We start from the raw sequence: 25,399 nt of genomic DNA, 5'->3' as shown, positions 1-25,399 counted from the left end.
GGCACGATGGCAGGGTGACCGCACCGTTGACTCCACCGCCGCACGACGACTCCGCGCACCAGGTCTGGCAGGCCCCGCCCCCCGCGGGGCACGGGCGGGACGGGGACGGTCCCGGGATGCGGACGGAGCTGCGGGAGGCCGCCGTCATCACGGTGGCGCTGGTGCTCGCCGGGGTGCTGCTGGGGCTGCTGTGGTGGTGGCTGGCACCGCGGGTGCCGCTGGTCGGCGACGTGCTGGACAGGAACTGGGTCGTCTATCTGAAGGACAGCGAGGGCGAACAGGCCGTCGGGGTCGACGGAACGTTCACTCTGCTGGGGCTCGGCTTCGGTCTTCTCAGCGCGGTCGTCGTCTTCCTGCTGCGCCGGCGCGGCGGAGTGCCCCTGGTGGTCGCGCTCGGCCTCGGGGGCCTGCTCGGGTCCCTGCTGGCCTGGCGGCTCGGGATGTGGCTCGGCCCCGACGCGGACGTGCTGGCGCACGCCCGGGCCGTCGGCGAGGGCGTGACCTTCCCGGCGCCGCTGAAGCTGTCGGCGAAGGGCGCGCTGCTGGCCTGGCCGCTCGCCGCGCTGCTCGCCCACCTGGGGCTCACCGGGCTGTTCGGCCCCCGGGACCCCGAGACGCCGTAACGGCCCGGCCGGTCAGCCCTTCCCGATCGGCGCCAGGACCGCGTCCGTCAGCTCGGCCAGGTCCTTCGGGGCCAGTTCGACCTCCAGGCCCCGGCGGCCCGCCGAGACGCAGATCGTGGGGTGGGCCCCGGCCGAGTCGTCGAGGACCGTGCGGAGCTTCTTGCGCTGGCCGAGCGGGGAGATGCCGCCGCGGACGTAGCCCGTGGTGCGCTCGGCGAGCGCCGGGTCGGCCATCGCCGCCCGCTTGCCGCCCACCGCCGCCGCCAGGGCCTTCAGGTCCAGCGAGCCGGCCACCGGGACCACGCCGACCACCAGGGAGCCGTCCACCTCGGCCACCAGCGTCTTGAAGACCCGGTCGGGGGAGACGCCCATGGCCTCGGCCGCCTCCTCGCCGTAGGACGGGTGGGAGGGGTCGTGGTCGTAGGCGTGGACGGTGAAGTCCACGCCCGCCGCCGTCAGGGCCACCGTCGCGGGCGTACCCCCGGACTGCTGCTTCTTCGGCTTCTTCGCCATGCTCGCGCTCCCCGGTCCCTCAGTTCAGGCTCGTCGGCGTCCGCGTCAGCTCGAACGCGGGCAGCGACGGCAGGCTGCGGATGATCGACGTCTCCGCGCGCAGGAGTCTCAGCTCGTCCCGCAGCCGGGAGGCGGTGTCCGGGGCCTGGAGCAGCCGCTGCTTGGTCGGCGTGTCGTGCACCATGGCCGCGGCCACCAGGTACGACACCACGCCCGGGTCGTCCGGCAGCTCCGTGCCGCCGGACAGCGAGCGTTCCCGGGCGCCCGCCAGCCGCTTCTGATAGCGGCGGAAGGACCGCAGGACGTCCTCGGCCAGCGCGCCGGCCTCGTCCCCGGGCTCCTCCGCCAGCTCCTCCAGCTCCGCGGTCAGATACGGGCCGGCGGCGTCCACGGACAGCAGCCGCACCCGGGTCGTGCCGGTCGCCAGCACCTCGAAGGTGCCGTCGGACCGTTCCCGGATCGTCGCCGCGTCCGCCACGCACCCCACCCCGTGGAAGGCCCGCAGCGGGTCGGCGCCGAAGCCGGCGGCCGGGCCCCGTTCGGGCTGTGCGGTGGGATCGGGCATGCCCGGGGCGCTCGGCGCGACCTCGTGGCCGTCCCGGATGGCGACGACGGCGAACCGGCGCGGTTCGTCCTCGGGGGCCTTCAGCAGATCGCGCATCATGGCGCGATACCGCTCCTCGAAGACGTTCAGCGGCAGTACGAGACCCGGGAAAAGCACCGAGTTCAGCGGAAAGAGCGGCAGACGGACGGTGGTCACGGCGCCCCAGCCTAGTGGTCCGCGGCGCGGACGTGTCCGCCGTGGCCGCCACCGGGCTCCGGCGGCGCCCCCAGCAGCCCGGCCAGGACGCTCCGCGGAGCCGCCGTCTCCAGGTGCTCGCGCAGCCGCAGGAAGTGGCCGAGCGGGTCCTCGGAGAACCGGTCCCAGGGGAACGACGTGGCGTACGGGCCGATCAGCCGGAGCTGGCCGCGGGCGTCCTCGAAGCGCTCCAGCCGCAGCAGGAGGTACAGCAGCTTGTTGCGCACCTCGGCCGGCGCCGGATCGGCCGCCGGCAGGCGCGCGGACAGCGCCATCGCCCGGTCGGCCGCCGCGTCCAGCCGGGCGCGCGGCACCGTCGCGCCGCAGCCGTCGGTCAGATAGCCGAAGGCCGCGCGGGCGGGCAGCGCCTGGACCAGCGAGTCGGCCGGGGCGTCCTGCGCGGCCCGGTCGGCGAAGTCGAAGCACTCGCGGTGCGAACCGTGCCAGGAGGCGGCCAGATAGCGCAGGGCGGCCACATGGCAGCCGTAGTGGTGCGGCGCGCGCCGGACGGCCGCCTCCCACAACTCCTCGAAGTAGCGGTGCCCGGCCCGGGTGCCGCGCGCGTGGTCGAGCGCGATCCGCCAGGGCACCGGGTCGCGGTCGTCGGCGCGGGCGGCGGCGGTGATCAGCGGGCTCACCTCGCGCAGCAGCTCGGCCCGGGCCGGCGAGGGCCAGGCGCGGTCCACCGCCAGCTGGGCCCCGACCAGCAGCGCGCCGGCGTCGCCGGGGGCGGCGGCGCGCCACTCCTCGTACCACTCCGGGCGCGAGCGGGCGAAGGCGGCCAGGCGGCGGGCGTACCGGTCCCGGTGCTCCCAGTCGGCCGCCGCCCGGGTCTCGGCGAGCAGGCCGGCGGCGACGGCGTACTCGCCCCGGCCGGCCGCGACGAGCGCGGGCGAGAGGCGGTCGTCGGGCGCGTCGAGCACGGCCTCCTCCGCGGCCGGTGGCCGGTGGGCCGGGCGCGCGGGGCGTTTGGTCATCCGGCGGGCGGGGCGGATGAACGAGGGCAGCAGAGCCATGGTGCCGACCATTGAAAGTCCGCAGGTCGGGGCGGCGCCAGAGGGGCAAGGCAAGTCGTGGAAGGTTGTACGACCGACGGTAAAGGTGCTGTAAAGGGTGAATGTGCGTCTTGTGCGGAGGTGGTGAACTTGTGCGGGTGCGGTGAGGGTGACGGTGTCTTCCGGAGCGGCACACTCCGCGTTCCCGGGGACTCCGCCGCCCGCCGGGAACGCCCGTCGCCGGCCCGTCAGCTCCGGCGCAGCAGCCGGGTCGCGCCCGCCGCCACCGTGGTCGCCAGGACCCACCCGGCGAGCACCATCGCCGTCGCCAGCCACTGCCAGCCGCCGCGCAACTGCCACTGCCCCACCTGGCCGAGGTCGATCACCGGCAGCAGCAGGTCCAGCGTGAACAGCGCCGGGCTCCACTCGGGATGGCCGCCGGAACCCATCGGCGGATGGTGGGCGTGCGCGAACGCCAGCGTGCCCGCCGCCCACAGCACCGCCATCCAGACCGCGGCCCGGCCCGGACGGTAGCCGTAGGCCACCGTCCAGTCCTGCGCGAACCCCCAGACCTTGGCGGCCGGCGGCAGCGTCTCGCGCCGCCGGCGCTGCTTGGCGAGCAGCACCTCGCGCGCGTCCTCGTCCTCCCCGGCGGAGCGCAGCACCGAGGCCAGCCGCTCGTACGGCTCCGGCGCGTACTCGGCGGTGGCCGCCGCCACCCAGTCCAGGCGCCGGGTCAGCGGGAACGGGCCCTGCGGCACCAGGTTCTCGTAGGTGAACCCGCCCATGTGCAGACTGCCCGCCTCCGGCCAGCTGCTCGCGCGGTCCACCAGGTTCACCACCCGCGCGCCCGACAGGAGCACCTTGCCGCGCTGCGGCTTGTCCGCGAGGAAGCGCAGCTCCGGCGTCTGCACCCGGCGCAGCGACAGCTCCTGGTCGTCGGTGAGGGAGAACCGGGCCCGCTCCAGGTCGACGGCGTCCCCGAACCGCCCGTCGTCCAGCCGCACCCCGCCCCGGCACTCGAACCGCTGGATGCGCGTCCCGTGCGCGGGCGTGGTGCCGCTCAGCGCCGGGCCGCCCACCCCGGCCGGGGTCAGATAGAGGGTGCGCTCGACCGTGAGCTGGGGGGCGTTCAGGGCGAACCGGGCGTAGGGGTTGGCGAGTCTCGCGCCCCGGAAGCTGAGCGAGCCGCCGACCTGGGCGCCGCGCAGGCTCAGCTCGCCGTGCGACTCCAGCAGCTCCGCCTGGAGGTCCTGGCCGACGGTCATGCCGTCCGCCGCGATCGACCGGTTGCCGCGGTCGCGGTACACGATGGCCTGGTTGAGCAGCAGATCGGTGCCGATGTGCGCGTCGGTCAGCCGGACGCCGTTCTGGAACCGGCAGCGCGGCAGGTGCAGATCGCCCTCCGTGTGCACCCGGGCCGCCTCCAGGCGCGGCGCCGCGCAGTCCACCAGGCGCACGGTCGTGAACCGGGCCTCGGGCAGCCGGACCTCCTGGTCGAAGCGGCAGCCCGTCAGTTCGACGTACGGCGTCACCTGGCCACCGGCCAGATCCAGCACCCCGGCGATCCGTACGCCGACGAGTTTCAGCGCGGACACCCGGCCGGCCAGCGCCGGCGGGCCGTCCAGCAGCAGCCAGCAGACGATGCGGGCGCGCACGGTCCGCTCCGGGCCCCAGGGATGCCCGCCGTGCGGATCGTCCGCGGCGAAGTCACCGCTGCTCAGGTCGTACACGCTGCCGTTGCGGAAGGCCTGCCACATGCCCGCCTCGGTCGCGGTCAGGTCGTCCGGCAGGTCCCCTTCGCTGATGCGGACGCCGGCTCCCTCGGTCACCGCTCTCCTCTCTCCGTGCCACGCGTTTCGTACAGCCGTTCATGCCCGCTGCGTGACCTGTCGAACACCGCACGTGAAGGGGATCTTCCGGGTTCCGGCCACTCTCTGTACCGGCCATTGGCCCAGGAGAAGCCGGCTCACGGGGGGCGGCGGACCGGTTTCCGGGCCCCGGCGCACCCGTTCGCGCCCACGGTGGGCCAGCCATTGGCCCACGCTCTGTATCAGCCACTGATACGCGCGGACGGGCCGCGACGGCGGTCTGAGAGAATTGGGACTGTGATTTCCCGAATCGATCTGCGCGGCGACGCCCTTCCCGAGGGCCCCGCCCTGCGCGACCTGCTGCCCCGAGCCGACTTCGACGTTCAGGCCGCCTTGGAGAAGGTGCGTCCGATCTGCGAGGCCGTGCATCATCGTGGCGACGCGGCGCTGATCGACTTCGCCGAGAAATTCGACGGAGTACGGCTGGAAAACGTCCGTGTCCCGGCGCACGCGCTCACCGACGCGCTCGCCGCCCTCGACCCGGCCGTGCGCGCCGCCCTGGAGGAGTCCATCCGCCGGGCCCGGCTCGTCCACCGCGCCCAGCGCCGTACGACCCACACCACCCAGGTCGTCCCGGGCGGCTCGGTCACCGAGAAGTGGGTGCCGGTCGAGCGGGTCGGGCTGTACGCGCCCGGCGGCCGCTCGGTGTACCCGTCCTCCGTCGTGATGAACGTGGTGCCCGCCCAGGAGGCCGGCGTCGAGTCCATCGCGCTCGCGTCCCCGGCCCAGGCCGAGTTCGGCGGCCTGCCGCACCCGACGATCCTGGCCGCCTGCGCCCTGCTCGGCGTGGACGAGGTGTACGCCGCGGGCGGCGCCACCGCCGTCGCGATGTTCGCGTACGGCACCGAGTCCTGCCCGCCCGCGAACATGGTCACCGGCCCCGGCAACATCTGGGTCGCCGCCGCCAAGCGCTACTTCACCGGCAAGATCGGCATCGACGCCGAGGCCGGCCCGACCGAGATCGCGATCCTCGCCGACGACACCGCCGACCCGGTGCACGTGGCCGCCGACCTGATCAGCCAGGCCGAGCACGACCCGCTCGCGGCGGCCGTCCTGGTCACCGACTCCGCCGAGCTGGCCGAAGCGGTGGAGAAGGAGCTGGCACCGCAGGTCGCGGCCACCAAGCACGTCGACGACCGGATCGTGCCCGCCCTGGCGGGCCGGCAGTCCGCGATCGTCCTCGTGGACGGCGTCGAGGAGGGCCTGAAGGTGGTCGACGCCTACGGCGCCGAGCACCTGGAGATCCAGACGGCCGACGCCGCCGCGGTCGCCGACCGGGTCCGCAACGCGGGCGCGATCTTCATCGGCCCCTGGGCCCCCGTCTCCCTCGGCGACTACGCGGCCGGGTCCAACCACGTCCTGCCCACCGGCGGCTGCGCCTGCCACTCCTCGGGCCTGTCCGTCCAGTCCTTCCTGCGCGGCATCCACATCGTGGACTACACCCGGGACGCCCTCGCCGAGGTCGCCCACCACGTGGTGACGCTGGCGGAGGCGGAGGACCTGCCGGCGCACGGCGCGGCGGTCAAGGCACGGTTCGGCTGGAAGGTACCCGAGAGCAAGTGACAGGCATCGACGATCTGCCCGTACGGGACGAGCTGCGCGGCAAGTCCCCCTACGGCGCGCCCCAGCTGGACGTGCCCGTACGGCTGAACACCAACGAGAACCCCTACCCGCTGCCCGAGGCGCTGGTCGAGCGGATCGCGGAGCGGGTGCGCGAGGCCGCCCGCGATCTGAACCGCTACCCCGACCGGGACGCGGTCCGGCTGCGCACCGAGCTGGCCGAGTACCTGACGAAGACCGGCGGGTACCCCCTCGCCATCGAGAACGTCTGGGCCGCCAACGGCTCCAACGAGGTCATCCAGCAGCTGCTGCAGACCTTCGGCGGGCCGGGCCGCACGGCCATCGGCTTCGAGCCGTCGTACTCGATGCACGCGCTCATCGCGCGCGGCACCGGCACCGGCTGGATCTCCGGTCCGCGCGGCGAGGACTTCACCATCGACCTCGCCGCCGCCGAGCGCGCCATCGCCGAGCACCGGCCGGACGTCGTCTTCGTCACCACCCCCAACAACCCCACCGGCAACGCGGTCCCGCCGGAGACGGTGCTCGCGCTGTACGAGGCGGCGCAGGCGGCCAAGCCGTCCATGGTGATCGTGGACGAGGCGTACGTCGAGTTCAGCCACGGCGCCTCGCTGCTGCCGCTGCTGGAGGGCCGCCCGCACCTGGTGGTCTCCCGCACGATGTCCAAGGCGTTCGGCGCCGCCGGCCTGCGCCTCGGCTACCTGGCCGCGCACCCGGCCGTCGTCGACGCCGTCCAGCTGGTCCGGCTGCCGTACCACCTGTCGGCCGTCACCCAGGCGACCGCTCTGGCCGCCCTGGAGCACACCGACACCCTGCTCGGCTACGTCGAGCAGCTGAAGGCCGAGCGGGACCGGCTGGTCGCCGAGCTGCGCGCGATCGGCTACGAGGTCACCGAGTCCGACGCCAACTTCGTGCAGTTCGGCCGGTTCGCCGACGCCCACGAGGCCTGGCGGAAGATCCTCGACCGGGGCGTGCTGGTCCGGGACAACGGCGTACCGGGATGGCTGCGGGTGTCCGCCGGCACCCCGGAGGAGAACGACGCGTTCCTCGACGCGGTACGGGAAGTCAAGAAGGAGCAGAGTTCATGAGCCGCGTTGGACGCGTGGAGCGCACCACCAAGGAGACCTCGGTGCTGGTCGAGATAGACCTCGACGGCACCGGCCGCACCGACATCGCCACCGGCGTCGGCTTCTACGACCACATGCTCGACCAGCTCGGCCGGCACGGCCTGTTCGACCTGACCGTGAAGACCGACGGCGACCTGCACATCGACTCCCACCACACCATCGAGGACACCGCCCTCGCGCTGGGCGCCGCCTTCAAGCAGGCCCTCGGCGACAAGGTGGGCATCTACCGCTTCGGCAACTGCACGGTCCCGCTGGACGAGTCCCTCGCCCAGGTCACCGTCGACCTGTCCGGCCGCCCCTACCTCGTGCACACCGAGCCCGAGAACATGGCACCCATGATCGGCGCGTACGACACGACGATGACCCGGCACATCCTGGAGTCCTTCGTCGCCCAGGCGCAGATCGCGCTGCACGTGCACGTGCCCTACGGCCGCAACGCCCACCACATCGTGGAGTGCCAGTTCAAGGCGCTGGCCCGGGCGCTCAGGTACGCCTCCGAGCGCGACCCGCGCGCGGCCGGCATCCTCCCGTCGACGAAGGGCGCGCTGTAACCCATGACCGGTCTGTCGACCCTTCTGATCGTCGTCGGCCTCTTCCTGGTCGGCGGCATCATCTCCTTCGTCAAGCAGAAGATGCCCACCAGCCTGATCGTGCTGCTCTCGATCGGCGCGGCCCTGTGCCTGGTGGCGGGCGTCATGCGGCTGGAGGTGTGGAATTGAGCACCGAGAAGGCCAAGAAGGTCGTCGTCTTCGACTACGGCTTCGGCAACGTCCGCTCCGCCGAACGCGCCCTCGCCCGCGTGGGCGCCGACGTCGAGATCACCCGTGACTTCGACAAGGCGATGAACGCCGACGGGCTGCTGGTGCCGGGCGTCGGCGCGTTCGACGCCTGCATGAAGGGCCTGCGCGACGCGCGCGGCGACTGGGTCGTGGACCGCCGGCTGTCCGGCGGGCGCCCGGTCATGGGCATCTGCGTCGGCATGCAGATCCTGTTCGCGCGCGGCATCGAGCACGGCGTGGAGGCCGAGGGCCTGGACGAGTGGCCCGGCACGGTCGAGCCGCTCCAGGCCGACGTGGTGCCCCACATGGGCTGGAACACCGTGGACGCCCCGGCCGGCTCACGGCTGTTCGCGGGCCTGGACGCCGGCGCCCGCTTCTACTTCGTGCACTCCTACGCCGTCCACGAGTGGTCCCTCGAGGCCCACAACCCGGTGATCGAGGCCCCGAAGGTCACCTGGACGACGCACGGCAAGCCGTTCGTGGCGGCGGTGGAGAACGGCGCCCTGTGGGCCACCCAGTTCCACCCCGAGAAGTCCGGCGACGCCGGAGCCCAGCTCCTCACCAACTGGATCGGAACCCTGTAGACCATGGCCAAGCTCGAACTGCTTCCCGCCGTCGACGTCCGTGACGGCCAGGCCGTCCGCCTCGTGCACGGCGAGTCCGGCACCGAGACCTCCTACGGCTCCCCGCTGGAGGCCGCCCTCGCCTGGCAGCGCGCCGGCGCGGAGTGGCTGCACCTGGTCGACCTGGACGCCGCGTTCGGCACCGGGGACAACCGCGCGCTGATCGCCGAGGTCGCCGGGGCCATGGACATCAAGGTGGAGCTGTCCGGCGGCATCCGCGACGACGACACCCTCGCCGCCGCCCTCGCCACGGGCTGCACCCGGGTGAACCTCGGCACGGCCGCCCTGGAGACCCCCGAGTGGGTCGCCCGGGTCATCGCCGAGCACGGCGACAAGATCGCCGTCGGCCTGGACGTCCGCGGCACCACCCTGCGCGGCCGGGGCTGGACCCGCGACGGCGGCGACCTCTACGACACGCTGGACCGCCTGAACAAGGAGGGCTGCGCCCGCTACGTCGTCACCGACATCGCCAAGGACGGCACGCTCCAGGGCCCGAACCTGGAGCTGCTGCGCAACGTGTGCGCGGCGACCGACCGCCCGGTGGTCGCCTCCGGCGGCGTCTCCTCCCTGGACGACCTGCGCGCCCTCGCCGGCCTGGTGCCCCTCGGTGTCGAGGGCGCCATCGTAGGGAAGGCGCTGTACGCGAAGGCGTTCACCCTGGAAGAGGCCCTGGAGGCTGTGTCGTCATGACGTCCGAAACCGTACGGCGTGTGCAGAGCGGAAGTCCCTGGGAAGAGTCCTTCGGTTTCGCACGCGCCGTGGCGGCGGGCGACCGGGTGCTGGTGGCGGGCACGACGTCCTTCAAGGGGACGGTGCTGTACGGCGAGGGCGACCCGTACGAACAGGCCAAGGTGGCCTTCACCGGCGCCCTGGAGGCGATCGCGGAGTTCGGCCTCGGCATCGAGTCCGTGATCCGTACACGGATGTACCTGACCCATGCGCGGGACGTGGACGCCGTCGGCCGGGCCCACCAGGAGCTGTTCGGCTCCGTGCGGCCGGTCTCGACCCTGCTGGTCGTCGAGGGCTTCGTCGACCCGCGCATCCTGGTCGAAGTGGAACTAGAAGCATTCAGAGGAGCCTGAGCAGTCATGACCCTGGCGGTCCGAGTCATCCCCTGCCTGGACGTGGACAACGGCCGGGTCGTCAAGGGCGTGAACTTCCAGAACCTGCGGGACGCGGGTGACCCCGTCGAGATGGCCAAGGTGTACGACGCCGAGGGCGCCGACGAACTGACGTTCCTGGACATCACCGCGTCCTCCGGCGACCGGGAGACGACCTACGACGTGGTGCGCCGCACCGCCGAGCAGGTGTTCATCCCGCTGACGGTCGGCGGGGGCGTGCGTACCGCCGAGGACGTGGACAAGCTGCTGCGCGCGGGCGCCGACAAGGTGGGCGTGAACACCGCCGCGATCGCCCGTCCCGACCTGATCCGCGAGATCGCGGAGCGCTTCGGCCGCCAGGTGCTGGTCCTGTCGGTGGACGCCCGCCGCACCCCGGAGGGCACCTTCGAGGTCACCACCCACGGTGGCCGGCGCGGCACCGGGCTCGACGCGGTGGAGTGGGCGCACCGGGCGGCGGAGCTGGGCGCGGGGGAGATCCTGCTGAACTCCATGGACGCGGACGGCACGAAGGACGGCTACGACCTGGAGCTGATCACGGCGGTGCGCGAGCACGTCACCGTCCCCGTGATCGCCTCCGGCGGCGCCGGCAAGCTCGCCGACTTCCCCCCGGCCGTCGAAGCGGGCGCCGACGCGGTCCTGGCCGCGTCCGTCTTCCACTTCGGCGACCTCCGCATCGGCGAGGTGAAGCAGACCCTCCGCGCGGCGGGACACCCCGTACGGTGACGCTGAGCCGACCTTGTCGGAGGCAGGAGGGTCGCGCCGGTTCGCGGCGCGGCCCTTCTTTCCTGTACACCGCCGGTTCCTTCCGGTAGGCGCATGCGGGTGTGGGCCCGGTCGTCCCCGCTCCGAGAACAGACTTCCGGGACGCGCCCGAGAAGGCCGCCGCGCACCTCGCGGCTGTTCCCGGAGCAGCGCGTGGAGAGGTACCGGGGACGTGCCCGCGAGGCCGCTCCGCCCCTGACCCCCGCCGCCGTCTCCGCCCCGCCTCCGCGCCCGAGAGGACACCCCCTCCGTGACCGCCACGCTCATACCGACCGCGTCCGTGCGCGCCCACCGCGACCCCAACGTGCTGCGCTGGCTCGGTGCCTACACCTCCTCGATGCTCGGCGACAACGTCTACTACCTCGCCCTGTCCTGGGCCGCCGTCCAGGCCGGCACCCCCGCGCAGGCCGGCCTCGTGATGTCCGTGAGCGCGCTGCCCCGGGCCGTGCTGATGCTCGGCGGAGGCGTGATCGCCGACCGGCTCGGCCCGAGAAGGGTCGTGATCGGCAGCGACGCCGTGCGCTGCGCCGCCGTCCTCGCCGCGGCCGCCCTGCTCTTCCTCACCCACCCCGGCCTGTGGCCCCTCGCCCTGCTCGCGTGCGTCTTCGGCACCGTCGACGCCGTGTTCATGCCGGCCGTGGGCGCCCTCCCGGCCCGGATCACCGGCAAGGACCAGCTCGCCCGCGTCCAGGGCCTGCGCGGCCTCGCCATCCGCGCCGCGAGCGTCGTCGGCGCCCCGCTCGGCGGCCTCGGCGTGGCCCTCGGCGGCGCCCCGGCGGCCTTCGCCCTCGCCGGAGCGCTCATCGCGCTCTCGCTGCCCCTGCTGCTGTCCGTGCGCGTACGGGACCTGCCCGCCGGTACCGAGCGCGCCACCACCGCCTGGGCCGACCTGAAGGCCGGACTGCGCCACGTCCGCCGGCACCGCGTCCTCGGCCCCCTCATGGTCGCCATCGCGCTCGGCGACCTCGGCTTCGTCGGCCCGCTGAACGTCGGCCTGACCCTGCTCGCCGACCACCGCGGCTGGGGCGCCGCGGGCATGGGCTGGATCCTGGCCGGGTTCGGCGCCGGCGCGGGCGCCGCCTCCCTGCTGCTCGCCGCCCGCGGCCGGCTGCCCCGCGCGGGACTGCTCACCGGGTGCGCGTGCGCCGCGGGCTCCGTGGCCGTCGGCGCCCTCGGCTTCGTCCCCGGCCTGGCCGCCGCCGTCGGCACCGCCCTGCTCGTCGGCCTGCTCACCGGACTCAGCGGCGCGCTGTGCGGCGCCCTGCTCCAGACCCAGGCCGACCCCGCCTACCTGGGCCGCGTCACCGCCGTCTCCAGCCTCGTCAGCCTCGGCCTCACCCCGCTGAGCATGCCCTTCGCCGCCGCCGCGACCGGCGCCTTCGGACTCGGCCCGGTCTACGCCGTCAGCGCCGCCGTCTGCGGACTCGGCGGCCTCGTCTTCCTCGCCGTACCGGCCCTGCGCCGCGCGGAACTCCCCGGCTGACGGACCCCGTCAGATGCCCAGCTGCTTCGACGCGTGCAACCGGTCGATCGCGTCCCCGTCCCCGTCCAGCTCCACCCTGGCCGCGCTCTGCCGCCCGTACGCGAACATCAGCAGCTCCGACGGCTCACCGGTCACCGTGACCACCGGCGTCCCCCGGTGCGCCACCACCGTCTGCCCGTCCGGGCGGCGCAGCACCAGCCCCGTCGGAGCGCCCTTGCCCAGCAGCCGCGCGGCCCGCTCCAGCCGCGACCACAGGGCGTCCTGGAACACCGGGTCCAGCTCGCGCCGGGTCCAGTCCGGCTGGGCGCGGCGGACGTCCTCCGTGTGGACGTAGAACTCGATGATGTTGGCCGCCTCGTCGACCTGCTTGAGCTGGAACGGCGAGAACCGCGGCGGCCCGGTGCGGATCAGCCGGATCAGCTCCTCGTACGGCTTCGCGGTGTACTCGGCCATCACCTTCTCCAGGCGCGGCGCGAGCTGCCTCACCAGCGTGCCGCCCGCCGCGTCCGGGCGGCGCTCGCGCACGATCACGTGCGCGGCGAGGTCCCGGGTCCGCCAGCCCGCGCAGAGGGTCTCGGCGTCCGGACCGGCGGTTTCCAAGAGATCGGCGAGCAACAGCCGTTCACGCTTGGCGAAGGTCGACATGAAGCCAGCCTACGACCAGGTGATCGCCCCGCCCACCCGTCGCCCCCGGGCGGGGCGCCTGCGGTGCCCCCGTGACCGCCCCGTGGACGCGCCGGGCCCGCTGCCGGCGCGGCGCGGCACAATGGCACGCATGACCAGTACGACCGGCAGCCCCCGGCCCAGCAGCCTCGACCCGGAGATCGCCGCGCGGCTCAAGCGCAGCGCCGACGGGCTCGTCCCCGCCATCGCCCAGCAGTACGACACCGGCGAGGTGCTCATGCTCGGCTGGATGGACGACGAGGCACTGCACCGCACGCTCACCACCGGCCGCTGCACCTACTGGTCGCGCAGCCGCCGGGAGTACTGGGTCAAGGGTGACACCTCCGGCCACGTCCAGCGGGTCAAGTCGGTCGCCCTGGACTGCGACGGCGACACCCTCCTGGTCAGGGTCGACCAGGTGGGCGCCGCCTGCCACACCGGCGCACGCACCTGCTTCGACGAGGACGTGCTCCTGAAGGACGCGGATTCCGCCGCTCCGGCGTCCGCTCAGTAAGGTCAGCCGCCATGGATCTCGAGACCTTCCGCAAGCTGGCCGGCGACCGGCGCGTCATCCCGGTCACCCGCAAGCTCCTCGCCGACGGCGACACGCCGGTCGCGCTCTACCGCAAGCTCGCCGCCGAACGCCCCGGCACCTTCCTGCTGGAGTCCGCGGAGAACGGCCGCTCCTGGTCCCGGTACTCCTTCGTCGGGGTCCGCAGCGCCGCCACCCTCACCGCCCGCGACGGGCAGGCCCACTGGATCGGCACCCCGCCCGTCGGCGTCCCCACGGACGGCGACCCCCTCGCCGTCCTGCGCGCCACCCTCCAGACCCTGCACACCCCGCACCAGGAGGGCCTGCCGCCCTTCACCGGCGGCATGGTCGGCTATCTGGGCTACGACATCGTCCGCCGCCTGGAGAAGATCGGCCCCGGCGAGCACGACGAGCTGCGGCTGCCCGAGCTGACCATGCTGCTGACCAGCGACCTCGCCGTGATGGACCACTGGGAGGGCTCGGTCCTGCTGATCGCCAACGCGATCAACCACAACGACCTGGACACCGGCGTCGACGAGGCCTACGCGGACGCCGTGGCCCGCCTGGACGCCATGGAGGCCGACCTCTCCCGCCCGGTCGCCCAGCCCCCGGCCCACCTGCCGCCCTCCGCCCTGCCCGAGTACACCGCCCGCTGGGGCGGCCCCGACTACCAGCGGGCCGTGGAGGACATCAAGGAGCGCATCCGCGCGGGCGAGGCCTTCCAGGTCGTGCCCTCCCAGCGCTTCGAGACCCCGTGCACGGCGAGCGCCCTGGACGTCTACCGGGTGCTGCGGGCCACCAACCCCTCGCCGTACATGTACCTCTTCCGCCTCGACGGCTTCGACGTCGTCGGCTCCTCCCCGGAGGCGCTGGTGAAGGTGGAGGACGGGCGCGCGATGGTCCACCCCATCGCCGGCACCCGGCACCGCGGGGCCACCCCGCAGGAGGACCAGGCGCTCGCCGAGGAACTGCTCGCCGACCCCAAGGAACGCGCCGAGCACCTGATGCTGGTCGACCTCGGCCGCAACGACCTCGGCCGGGTCTGCGAGCCCGGCTCGGTCGAGGTGGTCGACTTCATGTCCATCGAGCGCTACTCGCACGTGATGCACATCGTCTCCACCGTCACCGGCAGGGTCGCCCCCGGCCGCACCGCCTTCGACGTGCTCACCGCCTGCTTCCCGGCCGGCACCCTGTCCGGCGCCCCCAAGCCCCGCGCGATGCAGATCATCGACGAACTGGAGCCCTCCCGGCGCGGCCTGTACGGCGGCTGCGTCGGCTATCTGGACTTCGCCGGCGACTCCGACACCGCCATCGCCATCCGTACGGCGCTGCTGCGCGACGGCACCGCGTACGTCCAGGCCGGCGCGGGCGTCGTCGCCGACTCCGACCCGGTCGCCGAGGACCAGGAGTGCCGCAACAAGGCGGCGGCGGTGCTGCGGGCGGTGCACACGGCGAACCGCCTCGGGCGATAGGGCGCTTCTCATAGCAACCCCGGGTGACGGTTCGCCCGGGGTGCAGGCGATAGTGGAGTACGTGACTGCCGTACCTCCCCCTCGTACCGAAGCCGCCGCACCCGCCCGGTCCGGCCGGCGGAGCCTCGCCGCGGCCCTGCTGTTCGGCGCCCTCGGCGCGGCCGTGACGCTGCTCGCGACCCGGCAGCGCTGGGCGGACGGCACCGCGACGGTGGCCGGCGGCGCGTTCCCGCTGACGGCCAAGGGCAGCGACGTCACGGGCGTCCCCGCGGCCCTCGCCATAGTGGGCCTCGCCGCGCTCGTCGCGGTCTTCGCCGTCCGCCGGGCCGGCCGCCTCGTCGTCTCCGGGCTGCTCGCGCTGTCCGGCGCCGGCATCGCCGCAGCCGCCCTGGCGGCCGTCTCCGACGGCTCCGCGCTCGACGAGCGGGCCGCCGAGGTCAGCGGCGACAGCTCCGCCACGGTCCACGCGCTCACCCACACCGGATGGCCGTACGTCGCGGCCGCCGGCGGGCTGCTGATCCTGCTCGCCGGCCTGCTCGCCCTGCGCTACGGCCGCCTGTGGCCGGCGATGTCCGGCCGGTACGAACGCGGCGCCGCCCGCCCCCGGCGCACCGCCCGCCCGGCCGACCCGGAGCGCCCCGAGGAGATCTGGAAGGCCCTGGACCGGGGCGAGGACCCGACCGGCGCCTGAGCGGTCACGGCCGCCCCGGCGGTGTGGCGAACCAGACGCCACCCCCGCGTCCGGCGCGCCCGGGGCTACGCGACAATGGACGGCGAGCGTACGACGCGTAGGTACGACACGTACATGAGCAACAACGAGGAGCAAGTCATGGCGGGCAGCAGCCACGGCCACGGTCACACCCCGGCCGCCTGGACCGGAAGCATCATCGCCTTCATCGGTTTCTGCGTCGCGGGCGCCTTCATGGTGATGGCCCAGCCCGCCGGCTTCTGGGCCGGCATGGTGCTCACGGTCCTCGGCGGCGTGGTCGGCGGCATCATGCGCGCCATGGGCCTCGGCCAGCCGAAGCAGAACCACGCCGTGCGGCGGACCGCCGCGACCCCCGAGCCGGCCACCGCGGGCCACTGAGCCCGGGCTCTTCCGACAGGCGGTCCGGCATCCCAGGCGATGCGGACCGCCTTTCGCGTTCCCGGCGGGCGGTCCCGCACCGGGCGGGGCAGAATGCCCGCGTGAACGCCGACAGCCGTGCCCTCCCGTCGGAGGCGCCCCGCGGCGCCCCCCGCCCCGCGCCACCCCCCGCCCCCCTCGGCCCACCGCGCCCGGCGCCGGCTCCCGCGTCCCCGTCTCGGCGGCTCGCCGTACCCGTCGGGGTGTTCGCGGCCGTGGCCGGGGCCTTCGGGTACGTCGGCGCGGTCGACCCGAACGAACCCGGCCACTATCCGGTCTGCCCGCTGTACCTGCTCACCGGCCTGTACTGCCCGGGCTGCGGCGGGCTCCGCAGCGCGCACGCGTTCGCCCACGGCGACCTGCTCACCGCGCTGCGCGACAACGCCGCGGCCGTGGCCGCCTACCTGGGCTTCGCCGTACTGTGGACCCTCTGGATCGCGCGCGCCGCGCGCGGCCGGCCGCCGCGCACCGGCTCCGGCGCCGGCCCCGCGCACCTGTGGACCGTCGGCGTCCTGCTGCTGGCGTTCACCGTGCTCAGGAACCTGCCGTTCGGCGGCTGGCTCCGCCCGTGACGCGCCCGGGACGGATGTCCACGGAGTGGGACCGCCGTCAACCGGATGCGAGGCCACCGCACCGCGGCGGATACCATCGCATTGACCACGGCTTTCAGAGCCCGAAGGAACCACCGTCTGGAAGGGGGCCGCTCGCGTGAGTGTGCTCGACGAGATCATCGACGGAGTCCGTGCCGACCTCGCCGAGCGGCAGGCACGCGTCAGCCTCGACGAGCTCAAGGAGCGCGCGGCCAAGGCCCCCGCCGCCAAGGACGGGGTGGCCGCGCTCAAGGGCGACGGCGTCAAGGTGATCTGCGAGGTCAAGCGCTCCAGCCCCTCCAAGGGCGCGCTGGCCGCCATCGCCGACCCGGCCGCACTCGCCGCGGACTACGAGGCGGGCGGCGCGTCCGTCATCTCCGTCCTCACCGAACAGCGCCGCTTCGGCGGCTCGCTCGCCGACCTGGAGGCCGTGCGCGCCCGCGTGGACATCCCGGTGCTGCGCAAGGACTTCATCGTCACGTCGTACCAGCTGTGGGAGGCCCGCGCGTACGGCGCCGACCTCGCGCTGCTGATCGTGGCCGCCCTCGACCAGCCGGCCCTGGAGTCGCTGATCGAGCGCGCGGTGTCCATCGGCCTGACCCCGCTCGTCGAGGTCCACGACGAGGACGAGGTCGAGCGGGCGGTGGACGCGGGCGCCAAGGTCATCGGCGTCAACGCGCGCAACCTGAAGACGCTGGAGGTCGACCGCGGCACCTTCGAGCGGGTCGCCCCGGAGATCCCCGACCACCTGGTGAAGATCGCCGAGTCCGGCGTGCGCGGCCCGCACGACCTGATCGCCTACGCCAACGCCGGCGCCGACGCCGTCCTGGTCGGCGAGTCCCTGGTCACCGGCCGCGACCCGAAGGCGGCCGTGGCCGACCTGGTGGCGGCGGGCGAACACCCGGCACTGCGCCACGGCCGCGGCTGAATCCCGCTAGGCTGGCGCCGATGACTTTCACCACGACGACCCCGGACCGGCACGCGCGCCTGGCGCGCGGCTGCCGTCCGCGCGGCTGCCGCGCGCCCGCGCGCCGCGTCCACGGCCGCCGGGTGAGGTACGTCATCGGTGCCGAACCCGGGCAGGTGAACGGGCGTCGATGGCACCGTGCCCCTTAGGGGCGCGGGGAACTGCGCGACACGCCACGCACGGCACGCAGCCGACAGACGACCCGAGCCCCCACGGCGATCAGTTTTCCCACGAAACTCACCGTGAGGTATCCGCATGCCCAGCGAGTTCTTCATCCCCGACCCGGAGGGTCAGGTCCCCACGCCCGAAGGCTACTTCGGCGCGTTCGGCGGCAAGTTCATCCCGGAGGCCCTCGTCGCCGCCGTGGACGAGGTCGCCGTCGAGTACGACAAGGCCAAGCAGGATCCCGGGTTCGCCCGCGAACTCGACGACCTGCTGGTCCACTACACCGGCCGCCCGTCGGCGCTCACCGAGGTCCCCCGCTTCGCCGAACATGCCGGCGGCGCCCGCGTGTTCCTCAAGCGCGAGGACCTCAACCACACCGGCTCCCACAAGATCAACAACGTGCTCGGCCAGGCCCTGCTCACCAAGCGCATGGGCAAGACCCGGGTCATCGCCGAGACCGGAGCCGGCCAGCACGGCGTCGCCACGGCCACCGCCTGCGCGCTGTTCGGCCTGGACTGCACCATCTACATGGGCGAGGTCGACACCCGGCGGCAGGCCCTGAACGTGGCCCGGATGCGCATGCTCGGCGCCGAGGTCGTCGCCGTGAAGTCCGGCAGCCGCACCCTGAAGGACGCCATCAACGAGGCGTTCCGGGACTGGGTCGCCAACGTCGACCACACCCACTACCTGTTCGGCACGGTCGCCGGCCCGCACCCCTTCCCGGCCATGGTCCGCGACTTCCACCGGGTCATCGGCGTCGAGGCCCGCCGCCAGCTGCTGGAGCGCGCCGGGCGCCTCCCGGACGCGGCCGTCGCCTGCGTCGGCGGCGGCTCCAACGCCATCGGCCTCTTCCACGCCTTCATCCCCGACGAGGGCGTCCGCCTGATCGGCTGCGAGCCGGCCGGCCACGGCGTCGAGACCGGCGAGCACGCGGCCACCCTCACCGCCGGCGAGCCCGGCATCCTGCACGGCTCCCGCTCCTACGTCCTCCAGGACGACGAGGGCCAGATCACCGAGCCGTACTCCATCTCGGCCGGCCTGGACTACCCGGGCATCGGCCCGGAGCACTCCTACCTCAAGGACTCCGGCCGCGGCGAGTACCGCGCGGTCACCGACGACGCGGCGATGCGGGCACTGCGCCTGCTGTCGCGCACCGAGGGCATCATCCCGGCCATCGAGAGCGCCCACGCCCTGGCCGGCGCCCTGGAGGTCGGCCGGGAACTGGGCCAGGACGGCCTGATCGTCGTCAACCTGTCCGGCCGCGGCGACAAGGACATGGACACCGCCGCGCGCTACTTCGGCCTGTACGACACCGACGCCGAGGTCGCGGCCGACGCCGCCGACACCGCCGAGATCGAGGGGGACGCCAAGTGAGCGGGAACATCCAGCTGCTGTCGGACACCCTCGCGGGCGCCCGGGCCGAGGGCCGCTCCGCGCTCATCGCCTACCTCCCGGCCGGGTTCCCGACCGTGGACGGCGGCATCGACGCGGTCAAGGCCGTCTTGGAGGGCGGCGCGGACGTGGTCGAGGTCGGCCTGCCGCACAGCGACCCGGTCCTGGACGGCCCGGTCATCCAGACCGCGGACGACATCGCCCTGCGCGGCGGCGTGCGGATCGCCGACGTGATGCGCACGGTCCGCGAGGCGTACCAGGCCACCGGGAAGCCGATCCTGGTCATGACCTACTGGAACCCCATCGACCGCTACGGCGTCGAGCGCTTCACCGCCGAGCTGGCCGAGGCGGGTGGTGCCGGCTGCATCCTGCCCGACCTGCCGGTGCAGGAGTCGGCGCTCTGGCGCGAGCACGCCGAGAAACACGGCCTGGCGACGATCTTCGTCGTGGCGCCGAGCAGCAAGGACACGCGGCTCGCCGAGATCACCGCGGCGGGCAGCGGTTTCGTCTACGCCGCCTCCCTCATGGGCGTCACCGGCACCCGCGAGTCCGTCGGCGAGCAGGCCCAGGACCTGGTCCGGCGCACCCGCGCGACCGGCACCGGCCTGCCCGTCTGCGTCGGCCTCGGCGTCTCCAACCGGGCCCAGGCCGCCGAGGTCGCCGGCTTCGCCGACGGTGTGATCGTCGGCTCGGCGTTCGTGAAGCGGATGCTGGACGCGCCCGACCACGCCTCCGGTCTCGCGGCGGTCCGCGAGCTGGCCGGGGACCTGGCGAAGGGCGTGCGCGGACAGGCGTGACGGACGGGCACGCGGGACCGCCGTGTCCCGTACCGCATGATTCGGTCACTCGAACGGGTGGACCTCGGACCGGGGAGGCGCGCTGCGCCTCCCCGGTTCGTTCTGGGGGTGTGAGCGAGAAGAACCGTGACGGAAAGCGCACCGCCCGGGAGCGGCTGGCGGTCGAGCGCGAGAAGCAGAGGTCCGCGGACAAGCGACGGCGGGCGCTGATCGTGGGCGCGAGCGTCGTCTGCGTCCTGGGCCTGGCGGCGGTGATCGGCGTCGTCGCCGCGAACGCCGGCAAGGACAAGAGCACCGACGCGGGCCCGGCCGTGGCCCCCTCGGGCGCGCAGGGCAAGGACAGCCTCGCCATCCCGGTCGGCGAGGACGGCGCCAAGTCGACGCTCACCGTCTGGGAGGACTTCCGCTGCCCGGCCTGCCAGGCCTTCGAGGTGGCGTACCGGCCGACGCTGCACGAACTCGCCGACGCCGGCAAGCTCAGGGTCGAGTACCACCTGGTCCGGCTGATCGACGGCAACCTCGGCGGCACCGGTTCGCTGCGCGCCGCCAACGCCGCGGCCTGCGCCCAGGACGCCGGGAAGTTCCGTGACTACCACGACGTGCTGTTCGCCGGCCAGCCCAAGGAGACCGACGACGCCTTCGCGGACAACGACACGCTGATCCGGCTGGCCGGCAAGGTGAAGGGCCTGGACACGCCCGCCTTCCGCACGTGCGTGAAGAACGGCACGCACGACGGCTGGGTGGACAAGTCCCACCAGGCGTTCAAGTCCGGCGACTTCGGCGGCACACCGACGGTGCTGCTCGGCGGCAAGAACATCTACCAGGACCGCACGATGACCCCGGCCAAGCTCAAGCAGATGGTGGAGGCGGCCGACCGGGGCTGAGCGTTTCACCCCGCCCCGTTATGGACCCGTAGCCGGGCTGCTTGCCGTCCCCACGGCCCGGCACGGTAGCGTCGGACCTGCCATGAACCTTGCCTACATCCCCAGCCCGTCGCACGGGGTGCTGTACCTCGGCCCCATCCCGCTGCGCGGCTACGCCATCTGCATCATCATCGGCGTCTTCGTTGCCGTCTGGCTCGGCAACAAGCGCTGGATCGCCCGCGGCGGGCAGTCCGGCACGGTCGCCGACATCGCCGTCTGGGCCGTGCCGTTCGGCCTGGTCGGCGGCCGGCTCTACCACGTGATCACGGACTACGAGCTGTACTTCAGCGAGGGCCGTGACTGGGTGGACGCCTTCAAGGTGTGGGAGGGCGGCCTGGGCATCTGGGGCGCCATCGCGCTCGGCGCGCTCGGCGCGTGGATCGGCGCGCGGCGCCGGGGCATCCCCATGCCCGCCTACGCCGACGCCGTGGCACCCGGCATCGCGTTCGCGCAGGCCGTCGGCCGCTGGGGCAACTGGTTCAACCAGGAGCTGTACGGCCGGGAGACCCACGTTCCCTGGGCGCTGCACATCACCTCCGCCGAGGGCGGCCGGGTGCCCGGGTACTACCACCCGACGTTCCTCTACGAATCCCTGTGGTGCGTCGGCGTCGCCCTGCTGGTGATCTGGGCGGACCGCCGCTTCAAGCTGGGGCACGGCCGGGCGTTCGCCCTGTACGTCGCCGCGTACTGCGCGGGCCGCGCCTGGATCGAATACCTGCGCGTGGACGACGCCCACCACATCCTGGGCATCCGCCTCAACGTCTGGACCGCCCTGATCGTCTTCCTGCTGGCGGTGGCGTACATCGTGGTGTCGGGGAAGAAGCGGCCGGGCCGGGAGGCCGTGGTCGAACCCGCGGTCGCCTCCGCCGGTCCGGCCGGGGAGACGGAGGCGGTCGCGGAGGGCGAGGAGAAGAAGCCCCAGGACGCCGAGGAGCCGCCGGAGAAGTCGCCGGACGACGAGGCGGAGTCGGCCAAGAAGGTCTGACCGCCGGTTCCACGCCTTCGAGGGCGCCCGGAGTGTTCCGGGCGCCCTCGGCGTGTTCCGGGAGGGGGGCACTCCGTCGCGGGGCCGGTCCGGTCGTCGCACCCGTCGGCGGGCGGCTGTTCAGGTGCTGTAGCGGGCCTCGATCTCCGGGCGGTACGGCATCGACGCGGACGCTCCCTGCCGCTCGACGGAGATCGAGGCCGCGGCGGCGGCCCAGGTCAGAGCCTCGCGTACCGGTCTCTCCTCGGCGAGGGCCACGGCGAGCGCGCCGACGAAGGTGTCACCCGCTCCGGTGGAGTCGACGGCGGTCACCCGGGGCGCGGGGACCACGAGCGGCTCGGTACCCCGGGACAGGTACAGGCAGCCCGTCGCGCCCAGGGTGACGACGACCTCCGGCACCCGCTCCAGCAGGGCCGCCGCCGCCTCGCGCGGGCCGGTGCGGCCGGTCAGGGTGAGCGCCTCGTACTCGTTCGGCACCAGCAGGTCGACGGCGCGCAGCAGTTCGGGCGGCAGCGGCCGGACCGGGGACGGGGTGAGCACCGTACGGACACCGTGCCGGCGGGCGGCCTGCGCGCCCGCGACGACCGCCGCGAGCGGGATCTCCAGTTGCAGCAGCAGCGCGTCGGCGGTGGCGATCACCCCCTCGTCGCCGGGGGAGAGGTGGTCGATGGTGCCGTTGGCGCCGGGGATGACGACGATCGCGTTGCCGCCCTCGGCGTCCACCACGATGTGCGCGGTGCCGGAGGGACCCTCCACCGTGCGCAGGAAGTCGGTGTCCACCCCGGAGTGTTCGAGGGTGTCGCGCAGCCGCGCGCCGTGGGCGTCGGTGCCCACCGCGCCGATCATCGAGACGGTCGCGCCGGCGCGGGCCGCGGCGATGGCCTGGTTGGCGCCCTTGCCGCCGGGCACCGTGCCCAGCTCCCGCCCGGTCACGGTCTCCCCGCGCCGGGGTGCCCGGTCGACATAGGTGACGAGGTCCATGTTGGTGCTGCCGAGGACCGCGATATGGGTCATGAGCGGATCGCCTCCAGACGGGTGAGGTGGGCGAGGGTGTCGAAACCGGTGCCGTCGAACTCGGCGAGGGTGCTGGCGAGCCGGTTCTTCAGCGGGGCCCGCCAGCGGTCGGGGAGCGCGCCGGGGGCGCCGGCGAGCAGCCCGGCGACGCTGCCGGCCGTCGCGCCGGCGGAGCCCGTGCCCCAGCCGCCGGAGACGGCACGGCAGACGGAGCCGGAGAAGTCGCCGTCGGCGTGGGTGAGCGCGGCGGCGATCAGCGCGGTGGCGGGGACGGCGTGGGCCCGGTGGTGGGTGACCGTGTAGCGGGCGTGGAGCGCGTCCACGACGTCTTCGAAGTCCGCGCTGCGGCGGGCCAGCGCGACGGCGTGGTCGACGGCCGCCGCCAGCCGGGAGCGGGGCGGGACCACCGCGCGGCCGGCCCGCAGACAGGCGTGGACGTCGTGGGTGCCCGGGGCGGCGGTGGCGATGACGGCGGCGGTGAACATCGCCGCGTAGACGCCGTTGGCGGTGTGGCTGAGGACCGCGTCCCGGTGCGCCTGTTCGGCGGCGGCGGCCGGGTCGCCGGGGTTGGTCCAGCCGTGCGCGTCGGCGCGGACCAGCGCGCCGGTCCACTCGCGGAACGGGTTGCGGTGGCGGGCGGTGTGCGGGGGCTCGATGCCGCAGAGCAGATTGCGGTAGGCGAGGCGCTCGGCGGCGCGGGTGCGGCCGGGCGGGAGCGCGTCGAGCCAGAGCCGGGCCACGTCGTCGGTGGAGAAGCGGCGTCCGTGGCGCCGCAGCAGCAGGAGGTTGAGGAGCAGGTGGTCGAGGTCGGCGTCCTCGGGCATGCCGTCGATGTTCTCGGCGAGGCAGGTGGCGGCGGAGCGGGGGTCCCAGGGGTGGGCGGCGAGCAGTTCGGCGGGGACGCCCCGGGCGGTGAAGTAGCCGGTGAGCGGCCGGTTCCCGGCCGCCTCGGCGAGGGCGCGGACGCCGTCGGGGGGGAGCTGCCCGACGGGCCTGCCGAGGAGGCGGCCGGCGGCCCGGCCGAGCCAGGCGGCTTCGAGGGCGCGCGGACCGGGCGCGGTGGCGGGACGGCGCGCGGGCCAGTCGGGGCACAGGGACTTGACGCGGGCCAGGTCGGTCGGCTCGTCCTCGGCGAACCGGCCGGGCAGGTCGGCGAGTTCGTCGAGCAGGTCCGCCGCCAGCAGACGCAGATAGCGGGAGACCCCGTGCGCCGAGGCGCCCGCCCGCCCCGGCGCCTCCGGGCCGGCCCCCGGCGCCTGGGGGCCGCCGGCCGCCCGCCAGCGCGCCTCGACCGCCTTGGGCTCGCGCCCGTCCAGCCGGGCCTGGCGCAGTTCGTGGCCGAGCAGGTCCTCCGGCTGGACCCAGGTCAGACGGAGCACGGGCGGCCTCCGAACGCGGTGCCCACCCGTCCGTGCGCGTCGTGGTCGTTGCTTTGTTCCGCTGTGGGTGTCATGCCCCGAATCATCCAGCCTGTGGTGGGTCGTACGGGCCTCTTTGCGGATGTGTCCCACGGGAGGGTGCCGACGCGCCCCGGGGCCTCGCTTAGCACAGCCTTTCCTTGCTGGCGAGGGGTCGCGCGAAGGCGTAGGTTTGGATCTGTCGAAAAGTAGAACTCGTCCAAAGTTAGCTTTGGCTAAGCTTTCCTGGGGGCCCGCATGGCGATCATCGAAACCGAGGCCGCGCTGCACGAAGCGCACCGCGACAACCACACCCACCGTGACGTCAGCGGGGGATGGCTGCGGCCCGCCGTCTTCGGCGCCATGGACGGCCTGGTCTCCAACCTCGCCCTGATGACCGGTGTGGCCGGCGGCTCCGTGAGCCCGCACACCATTGTCATCACCGGCCTCGCCGGTCTCGCGGCCGGTGCCTTCTCCATGGCGGCCGGCGAGTACACCTCCGTCGCCTCCCAGCGCGAACTGGTCGAGGCCGAGCTGGACGTCGAGCGCCGTGAGCTGCGCAGGCACCCGCAGGACGAGGAGGCGGAACTGGCCGCGCTGTACGTCGCCCGCGGGGTCGAGCCGGACCTGGCCCGGCAGGTCGCCCGGCAGCTGTCCAGGGATCCCGAGCAGGCCCTGGAGATCCACGCCCGCGAGGAACTGGGCATCGATCCCGGTGACCTGCCCTCCCCGCTGGTCGCCGCCGTGTCCTCGTTCGGGTCCTTCGCCCTCGGCGCCCTGCTGCCCGTCCTGCCGTTCCTGCTCGGCGCGACCGCGCTGTGGCCCGCCGTGCTGCTCGCCCTCGCCGGGCTCTTCGCCTGCGGTGCCGTCGTGGCCAAGGTGACCGCGCGGGCCTGGTGGTTCAGCGGTCTGCGGCAGCTCGCGCTGGGCGGTGCGGCGGCCGGTGTGACGTACGCCCTGGGCAACCTGTTCGGTACGGCCGTAGGATAGGCCGACCGGTACTTATGCGATGGGCCGCATAGATACCCGTTACTCACTGGTTTCGACTGCTTTGCCACGGGGCATGAGCCGTAAGCGCTGTGGGCAATGACGCCTGCCGCGC

At 73.8% G+C, this 25,399-nt stretch carries 29 protein-coding genes; 22 read left to right on the top strand and 7 right to left on the bottom strand.

The features are described from left to right. Positions 1–14 precede the first annotated feature (14 nt). Positions 15–623: an AAA family ATPase gene (locus tag ACZ4W9_RS10535; protein WP_467934615.1), complete on the top strand. Its 609-nt coding sequence runs from the start codon at positions 15–17 to the stop codon at positions 621–623. A 12-nt stretch (positions 624–635) separates the two neighbouring features. On the opposite strand, the gene ybaK is transcribed toward ACZ4W9_RS10535, so the two are convergent. The 4 genes from ybaK to ACZ4W9_RS10515 form a co-directional block, all read right to left on the bottom strand. After that, the gene (gene ybaK / locus ACZ4W9_RS10530) at positions 636–1,136 is read right to left on the bottom strand and encodes a Cys-tRNA(Pro) deacylase (protein ID WP_467934614.1); all 501 of its coding nucleotides are present in this window, start codon (positions 1,134–1,136) and stop codon (positions 636–638) included. Positions 1,137–1,155: 19 nt separating this feature from the next. Then, positions 1,156–1,896, bottom strand: coding sequence for an LON peptidase substrate-binding domain-containing protein (locus ACZ4W9_RS10525; protein WP_467934613.1), 741 nt, complete (start codon positions 1,894–1,896; stop codon positions 1,156–1,158). An 11-nt stretch (positions 1,897–1,907) separates the two neighbouring features. Continuing rightward, positions 1,908–2,951, bottom strand: a complete 1,044-nt coding sequence (locus ACZ4W9_RS10520) for a hypothetical protein (protein WP_467934611.1) — start codon at positions 2,949–2,951, stop codon at positions 1,908–1,910. 227 nt (positions 2,952–3,178) lie between these two features. Next, complete coding sequence (locus ACZ4W9_RS10515; RefSeq protein ID WP_467934610.1) at positions 3,179–4,762, bottom strand: oxidoreductase; 1,584 nt, start codon at positions 4,760–4,762, stop codon at positions 3,179–3,181. Positions 4,763–5,038: 276 nt separating this feature from the next. Between ACZ4W9_RS10515 and hisD the strand changes: the two genes are divergently transcribed. The 9 genes from hisD (at position 5,039) to ACZ4W9_RS10470 (ending at position 12,274) form a co-directional block, all read left to right on the top strand. Next, positions 5,039–6,364: a histidinol dehydrogenase gene (gene hisD, locus ACZ4W9_RS10510; protein WP_467934609.1), complete on the top strand. Its 1,326-nt coding sequence runs from the start codon at positions 5,039–5,041 to the stop codon at positions 6,362–6,364. Continuing rightward, on the top strand, positions 6,361–7,467 hold the full coding sequence (locus ACZ4W9_RS10505) for a histidinol-phosphate transaminase (RefSeq protein WP_467934607.1): 1,107 nt from the start codon (positions 6,361–6,363) through the stop codon (positions 7,465–7,467). The genes hisD and ACZ4W9_RS10505 overlap by 4 nt, the downstream gene beginning before the upstream one ends. Then, positions 7,464–8,057, top strand: coding sequence for an imidazoleglycerol-phosphate dehydratase HisB (hisB, locus tag ACZ4W9_RS10500; protein WP_146468424.1), 594 nt, complete (start codon positions 7,464–7,466; stop codon positions 8,055–8,057). Before ACZ4W9_RS10505 ends, hisB begins: the two co-directional genes overlap by 4 nt. 3 nt (positions 8,058–8,060) lie before the next feature. Further along, positions 8,061–8,225: a hypothetical protein gene (locus ACZ4W9_RS10495; RefSeq protein ID WP_030605407.1), complete on the top strand. Its 165-nt coding sequence runs from the start codon at positions 8,061–8,063 to the stop codon at positions 8,223–8,225. Next, positions 8,216–8,869, top strand: a complete 654-nt coding sequence (gene hisH, locus ACZ4W9_RS10490) for an imidazole glycerol phosphate synthase subunit HisH (RefSeq protein WP_467934606.1) — start codon at positions 8,216–8,218, stop codon at positions 8,867–8,869. Before ACZ4W9_RS10495 ends, hisH begins: the two co-directional genes overlap by 10 nt. A 3-nt stretch (positions 8,870–8,872) precedes the next feature. Beyond that, a complete protein-coding gene (priA, locus tag ACZ4W9_RS10485; RefSeq protein ID WP_467934604.1) occupies positions 8,873–9,598 on the top strand; it encodes a bifunctional 1-(5-phosphoribosyl)-5-((5-phosphoribosylamino)methylideneamino)imidazole-4-carboxamide isomerase/phosphoribosylanthranilate isomerase PriA in 726 nt (241 codons plus the stop codon). Next, the gene (locus tag ACZ4W9_RS10480) at positions 9,595–9,990 is read left to right on the top strand and encodes a RidA family protein (protein WP_467934603.1); all 396 of its coding nucleotides are present in this window, start codon (positions 9,595–9,597) and stop codon (positions 9,988–9,990) included. Before priA ends, ACZ4W9_RS10480 begins: the two co-directional genes overlap by 4 nt. Positions 9,991–9,996: 6 nt before the next feature. Then, positions 9,997–10,752 carry an imidazole glycerol phosphate synthase subunit HisF gene (gene hisF, locus ACZ4W9_RS10475; RefSeq protein ID WP_467934602.1) on the top strand — a complete coding sequence of 252 codons (756 nt, stop codon included), beginning with the start codon at positions 9,997–9,999 and terminating at the stop codon, positions 10,750–10,752. A 289-nt stretch (positions 10,753–11,041) separates the two neighbouring features. Further along, complete coding sequence (locus tag ACZ4W9_RS10470) at positions 11,042–12,274, top strand: MFS transporter (protein WP_467934601.1); 1,233 nt, start codon at positions 11,042–11,044, stop codon at positions 12,272–12,274. Positions 12,275–12,283: 9 nt separating this feature from the next. Here ACZ4W9_RS10470 and ACZ4W9_RS10465 read toward each other — a convergent pair whose 3' ends face one another. Continuing rightward, entirely contained in the window at positions 12,284–12,919 is a 636-nt protein-coding gene (locus tag ACZ4W9_RS10465) for a TIGR03085 family metal-binding protein (protein ID WP_467934600.1), read from the bottom strand. 130 nt (positions 12,920–13,049) lie between these two features. Between ACZ4W9_RS10465 and hisI the strand changes: the two genes are divergently transcribed. The 11 genes from hisI to lgt all read left to right on the top strand — a co-directional run bounded on the left by hisI (position 13,050) and on the right by lgt (position 21,886). Then, positions 13,050–13,451 (top strand): phosphoribosyl-AMP cyclohydrolase, encoded by a 402-nt coding sequence (gene hisI / locus ACZ4W9_RS10460; protein WP_467934598.1) that lies wholly within the window; start codon positions 13,050–13,052, stop codon positions 13,449–13,451. Between the two features lie 11 nt (positions 13,452–13,462). Continuing rightward, complete coding sequence (locus tag ACZ4W9_RS10455; protein ID WP_467934597.1) at positions 13,463–14,941, top strand: anthranilate synthase component I; 1,479 nt, start codon at positions 13,463–13,465, stop codon at positions 14,939–14,941. A 52-nt stretch (positions 14,942–14,993) separates the two neighbouring features. Beyond that, complete coding sequence (locus ACZ4W9_RS10450; RefSeq protein WP_467934596.1) at positions 14,994–15,632, top strand: TIGR02234 family membrane protein; 639 nt, start codon at positions 14,994–14,996, stop codon at positions 15,630–15,632. 138 nt (positions 15,633–15,770) lie between these two features. Further along, complete coding sequence (locus ACZ4W9_RS10445; RefSeq protein ID WP_467934700.1) at positions 15,771–16,028, top strand: HGxxPAAW family protein; 258 nt, start codon at positions 15,771–15,773, stop codon at positions 16,026–16,028. 101 nt (positions 16,029–16,129) lie between these two features. Continuing rightward, the gene (locus tag ACZ4W9_RS10440) at positions 16,130–16,639 is read left to right on the top strand and encodes a DUF2752 domain-containing protein (RefSeq protein WP_467934594.1); all 510 of its coding nucleotides are present in this window, start codon (positions 16,130–16,132) and stop codon (positions 16,637–16,639) included. Between the two features lie 136 nt (positions 16,640–16,775). After that, on the top strand, positions 16,776–17,585 hold the full coding sequence (gene trpC, locus ACZ4W9_RS10435) for an indole-3-glycerol phosphate synthase TrpC (RefSeq protein ID WP_467934593.1): 810 nt from the start codon (positions 16,776–16,778) through the stop codon (positions 17,583–17,585). 20 nt (positions 17,586–17,605) lie between these two features. Beyond that, positions 17,606–17,773, top strand: coding sequence for a tryptophan biosynthesis modulator TrpM (trpM, locus tag ACZ4W9_RS10430; protein ID WP_467934592.1), 168 nt, complete (start codon positions 17,606–17,608; stop codon positions 17,771–17,773). A 106-nt stretch (positions 17,774–17,879) separates the two neighbouring features. Then, the gene (gene trpB, locus ACZ4W9_RS10425) at positions 17,880–19,163 is read left to right on the top strand and encodes a tryptophan synthase subunit beta (protein WP_467934590.1); all 1,284 of its coding nucleotides are present in this window, start codon (positions 17,880–17,882) and stop codon (positions 19,161–19,163) included. Further along, the gene (trpA, locus tag ACZ4W9_RS10420) at positions 19,160–19,978 is read left to right on the top strand and encodes a tryptophan synthase subunit alpha (protein WP_467934589.1); all 819 of its coding nucleotides are present in this window, start codon (positions 19,160–19,162) and stop codon (positions 19,976–19,978) included. Before trpB ends, trpA begins: the two co-directional genes overlap by 4 nt. Positions 19,979–20,088: 110 nt before the next feature. Beyond that, positions 20,089–20,862 carry a DsbA family protein gene (locus ACZ4W9_RS10415; protein WP_467934587.1) on the top strand — a complete coding sequence of 258 codons (774 nt, stop codon included), beginning with the start codon at positions 20,089–20,091 and terminating at the stop codon, positions 20,860–20,862. A gap of 82 nt (positions 20,863–20,944) precedes the next feature. Continuing rightward, complete coding sequence (lgt, locus tag ACZ4W9_RS10410) at positions 20,945–21,886, top strand: prolipoprotein diacylglyceryl transferase (protein ID WP_467934586.1); 942 nt, start codon at positions 20,945–20,947, stop codon at positions 21,884–21,886. A gap of 120 nt (positions 21,887–22,006) precedes the next feature. Here the strand turns inward: lgt and rbsK are convergent, their stop codons facing one another. Continuing rightward, entirely contained in the window at positions 22,007–22,900 is an 894-nt protein-coding gene (gene rbsK / locus ACZ4W9_RS10405; protein ID WP_467934585.1) for a ribokinase, read from the bottom strand. Next, positions 22,897–24,279, bottom strand: a complete 1,383-nt coding sequence (locus tag ACZ4W9_RS10400; RefSeq protein WP_467934583.1) for an ADP-ribosylglycohydrolase family protein — start codon at positions 24,277–24,279, stop codon at positions 22,897–22,899. Before ACZ4W9_RS10400 ends, rbsK begins: the two co-directional genes overlap by 4 nt. 276 nt (positions 24,280–24,555) lie before the next feature. Here ACZ4W9_RS10400 and ACZ4W9_RS10395 point away from each other — a divergent pair, with 276 nt between their 5' ends. Further along, a complete protein-coding gene (locus ACZ4W9_RS10395; protein ID WP_467934582.1) occupies positions 24,556–25,287 on the top strand; it encodes a VIT1/CCC1 transporter family protein in 732 nt (243 codons plus the stop codon). Positions 25,288–25,399 lie beyond the last annotated feature (112 nt).

This window comes from Streptomyces sp. NPDC029296 (assembly GCF_055569255.1).
Note: the sequence above shows the minus strand (reverse complement) of the source record. Positions and strands in the feature narration are given on the sequence as shown.

Coding starts and splice junctions, on each gene's coding strand:
- ybaK (WP_467934614.1), bottom strand. CDS start 1,136: ATGGCGAAGAAGCCGAAGAAGCAGCAGTCCGGGGGTACGCCCGCGACG.
- ACZ4W9_RS10520 (WP_467934611.1), bottom strand. CDS start 2,951: ATGGCTCTGCTGCCCTCGTTCATCCGCCCCGCCCGCCGGATGACCAAA.
- hisB (WP_146468424.1), top strand. CDS start 7,464: ATGAGCCGCGTTGGACGCGTGGAGCGCACCACCAAGGAGACCTCGGTG.
- ACZ4W9_RS10495 (WP_030605407.1), top strand. CDS start 8,061: ATGACCGGTCTGTCGACCCTTCTGATCGTCGTCGGCCTCTTCCTGGTC.
- priA (WP_467934604.1), top strand. CDS start 8,873: ATGGCCAAGCTCGAACTGCTTCCCGCCGTCGACGTCCGTGACGGCCAG.
- ACZ4W9_RS10480 (WP_467934603.1), top strand. CDS start 9,595: ATGACGTCCGAAACCGTACGGCGTGTGCAGAGCGGAAGTCCCTGGGAA.
- hisF (WP_467934602.1), top strand. CDS start 9,997: ATGACCCTGGCGGTCCGAGTCATCCCCTGCCTGGACGTGGACAACGGC.
- ACZ4W9_RS10465 (WP_467934600.1), bottom strand. CDS start 12,919: ATGTCGACCTTCGCCAAGCGTGAACGGCTGTTGCTCGCCGATCTCTTG.
- hisI (WP_467934598.1), top strand. CDS start 13,050: ATGACCAGTACGACCGGCAGCCCCCGGCCCAGCAGCCTCGACCCGGAG.
- ACZ4W9_RS10455 (WP_467934597.1), top strand. CDS start 13,463: ATGGATCTCGAGACCTTCCGCAAGCTGGCCGGCGACCGGCGCGTCATC.
- ACZ4W9_RS10445 (WP_467934700.1), top strand. CDS start 15,771: ATGGCGGGCAGCAGCCACGGCCACGGTCACACCCCGGCCGCCTGGACC.
- trpM (WP_467934592.1), top strand. CDS start 17,606: ATGACTTTCACCACGACGACCCCGGACCGGCACGCGCGCCTGGCGCGC.
- trpB (WP_467934590.1), top strand. CDS start 17,880: ATGCCCAGCGAGTTCTTCATCCCCGACCCGGAGGGTCAGGTCCCCACG.
- lgt (WP_467934586.1), top strand. CDS start 20,945: ATGAACCTTGCCTACATCCCCAGCCCGTCGCACGGGGTGCTGTACCTC.
- rbsK (WP_467934585.1), bottom strand. CDS start 22,900: ATGACCCATATCGCGGTCCTCGGCAGCACCAACATGGACCTCGTCACC.
- ACZ4W9_RS10395 (WP_467934582.1), top strand. CDS start 24,556: ATGGCGATCATCGAAACCGAGGCCGCGCTGCACGAAGCGCACCGCGAC.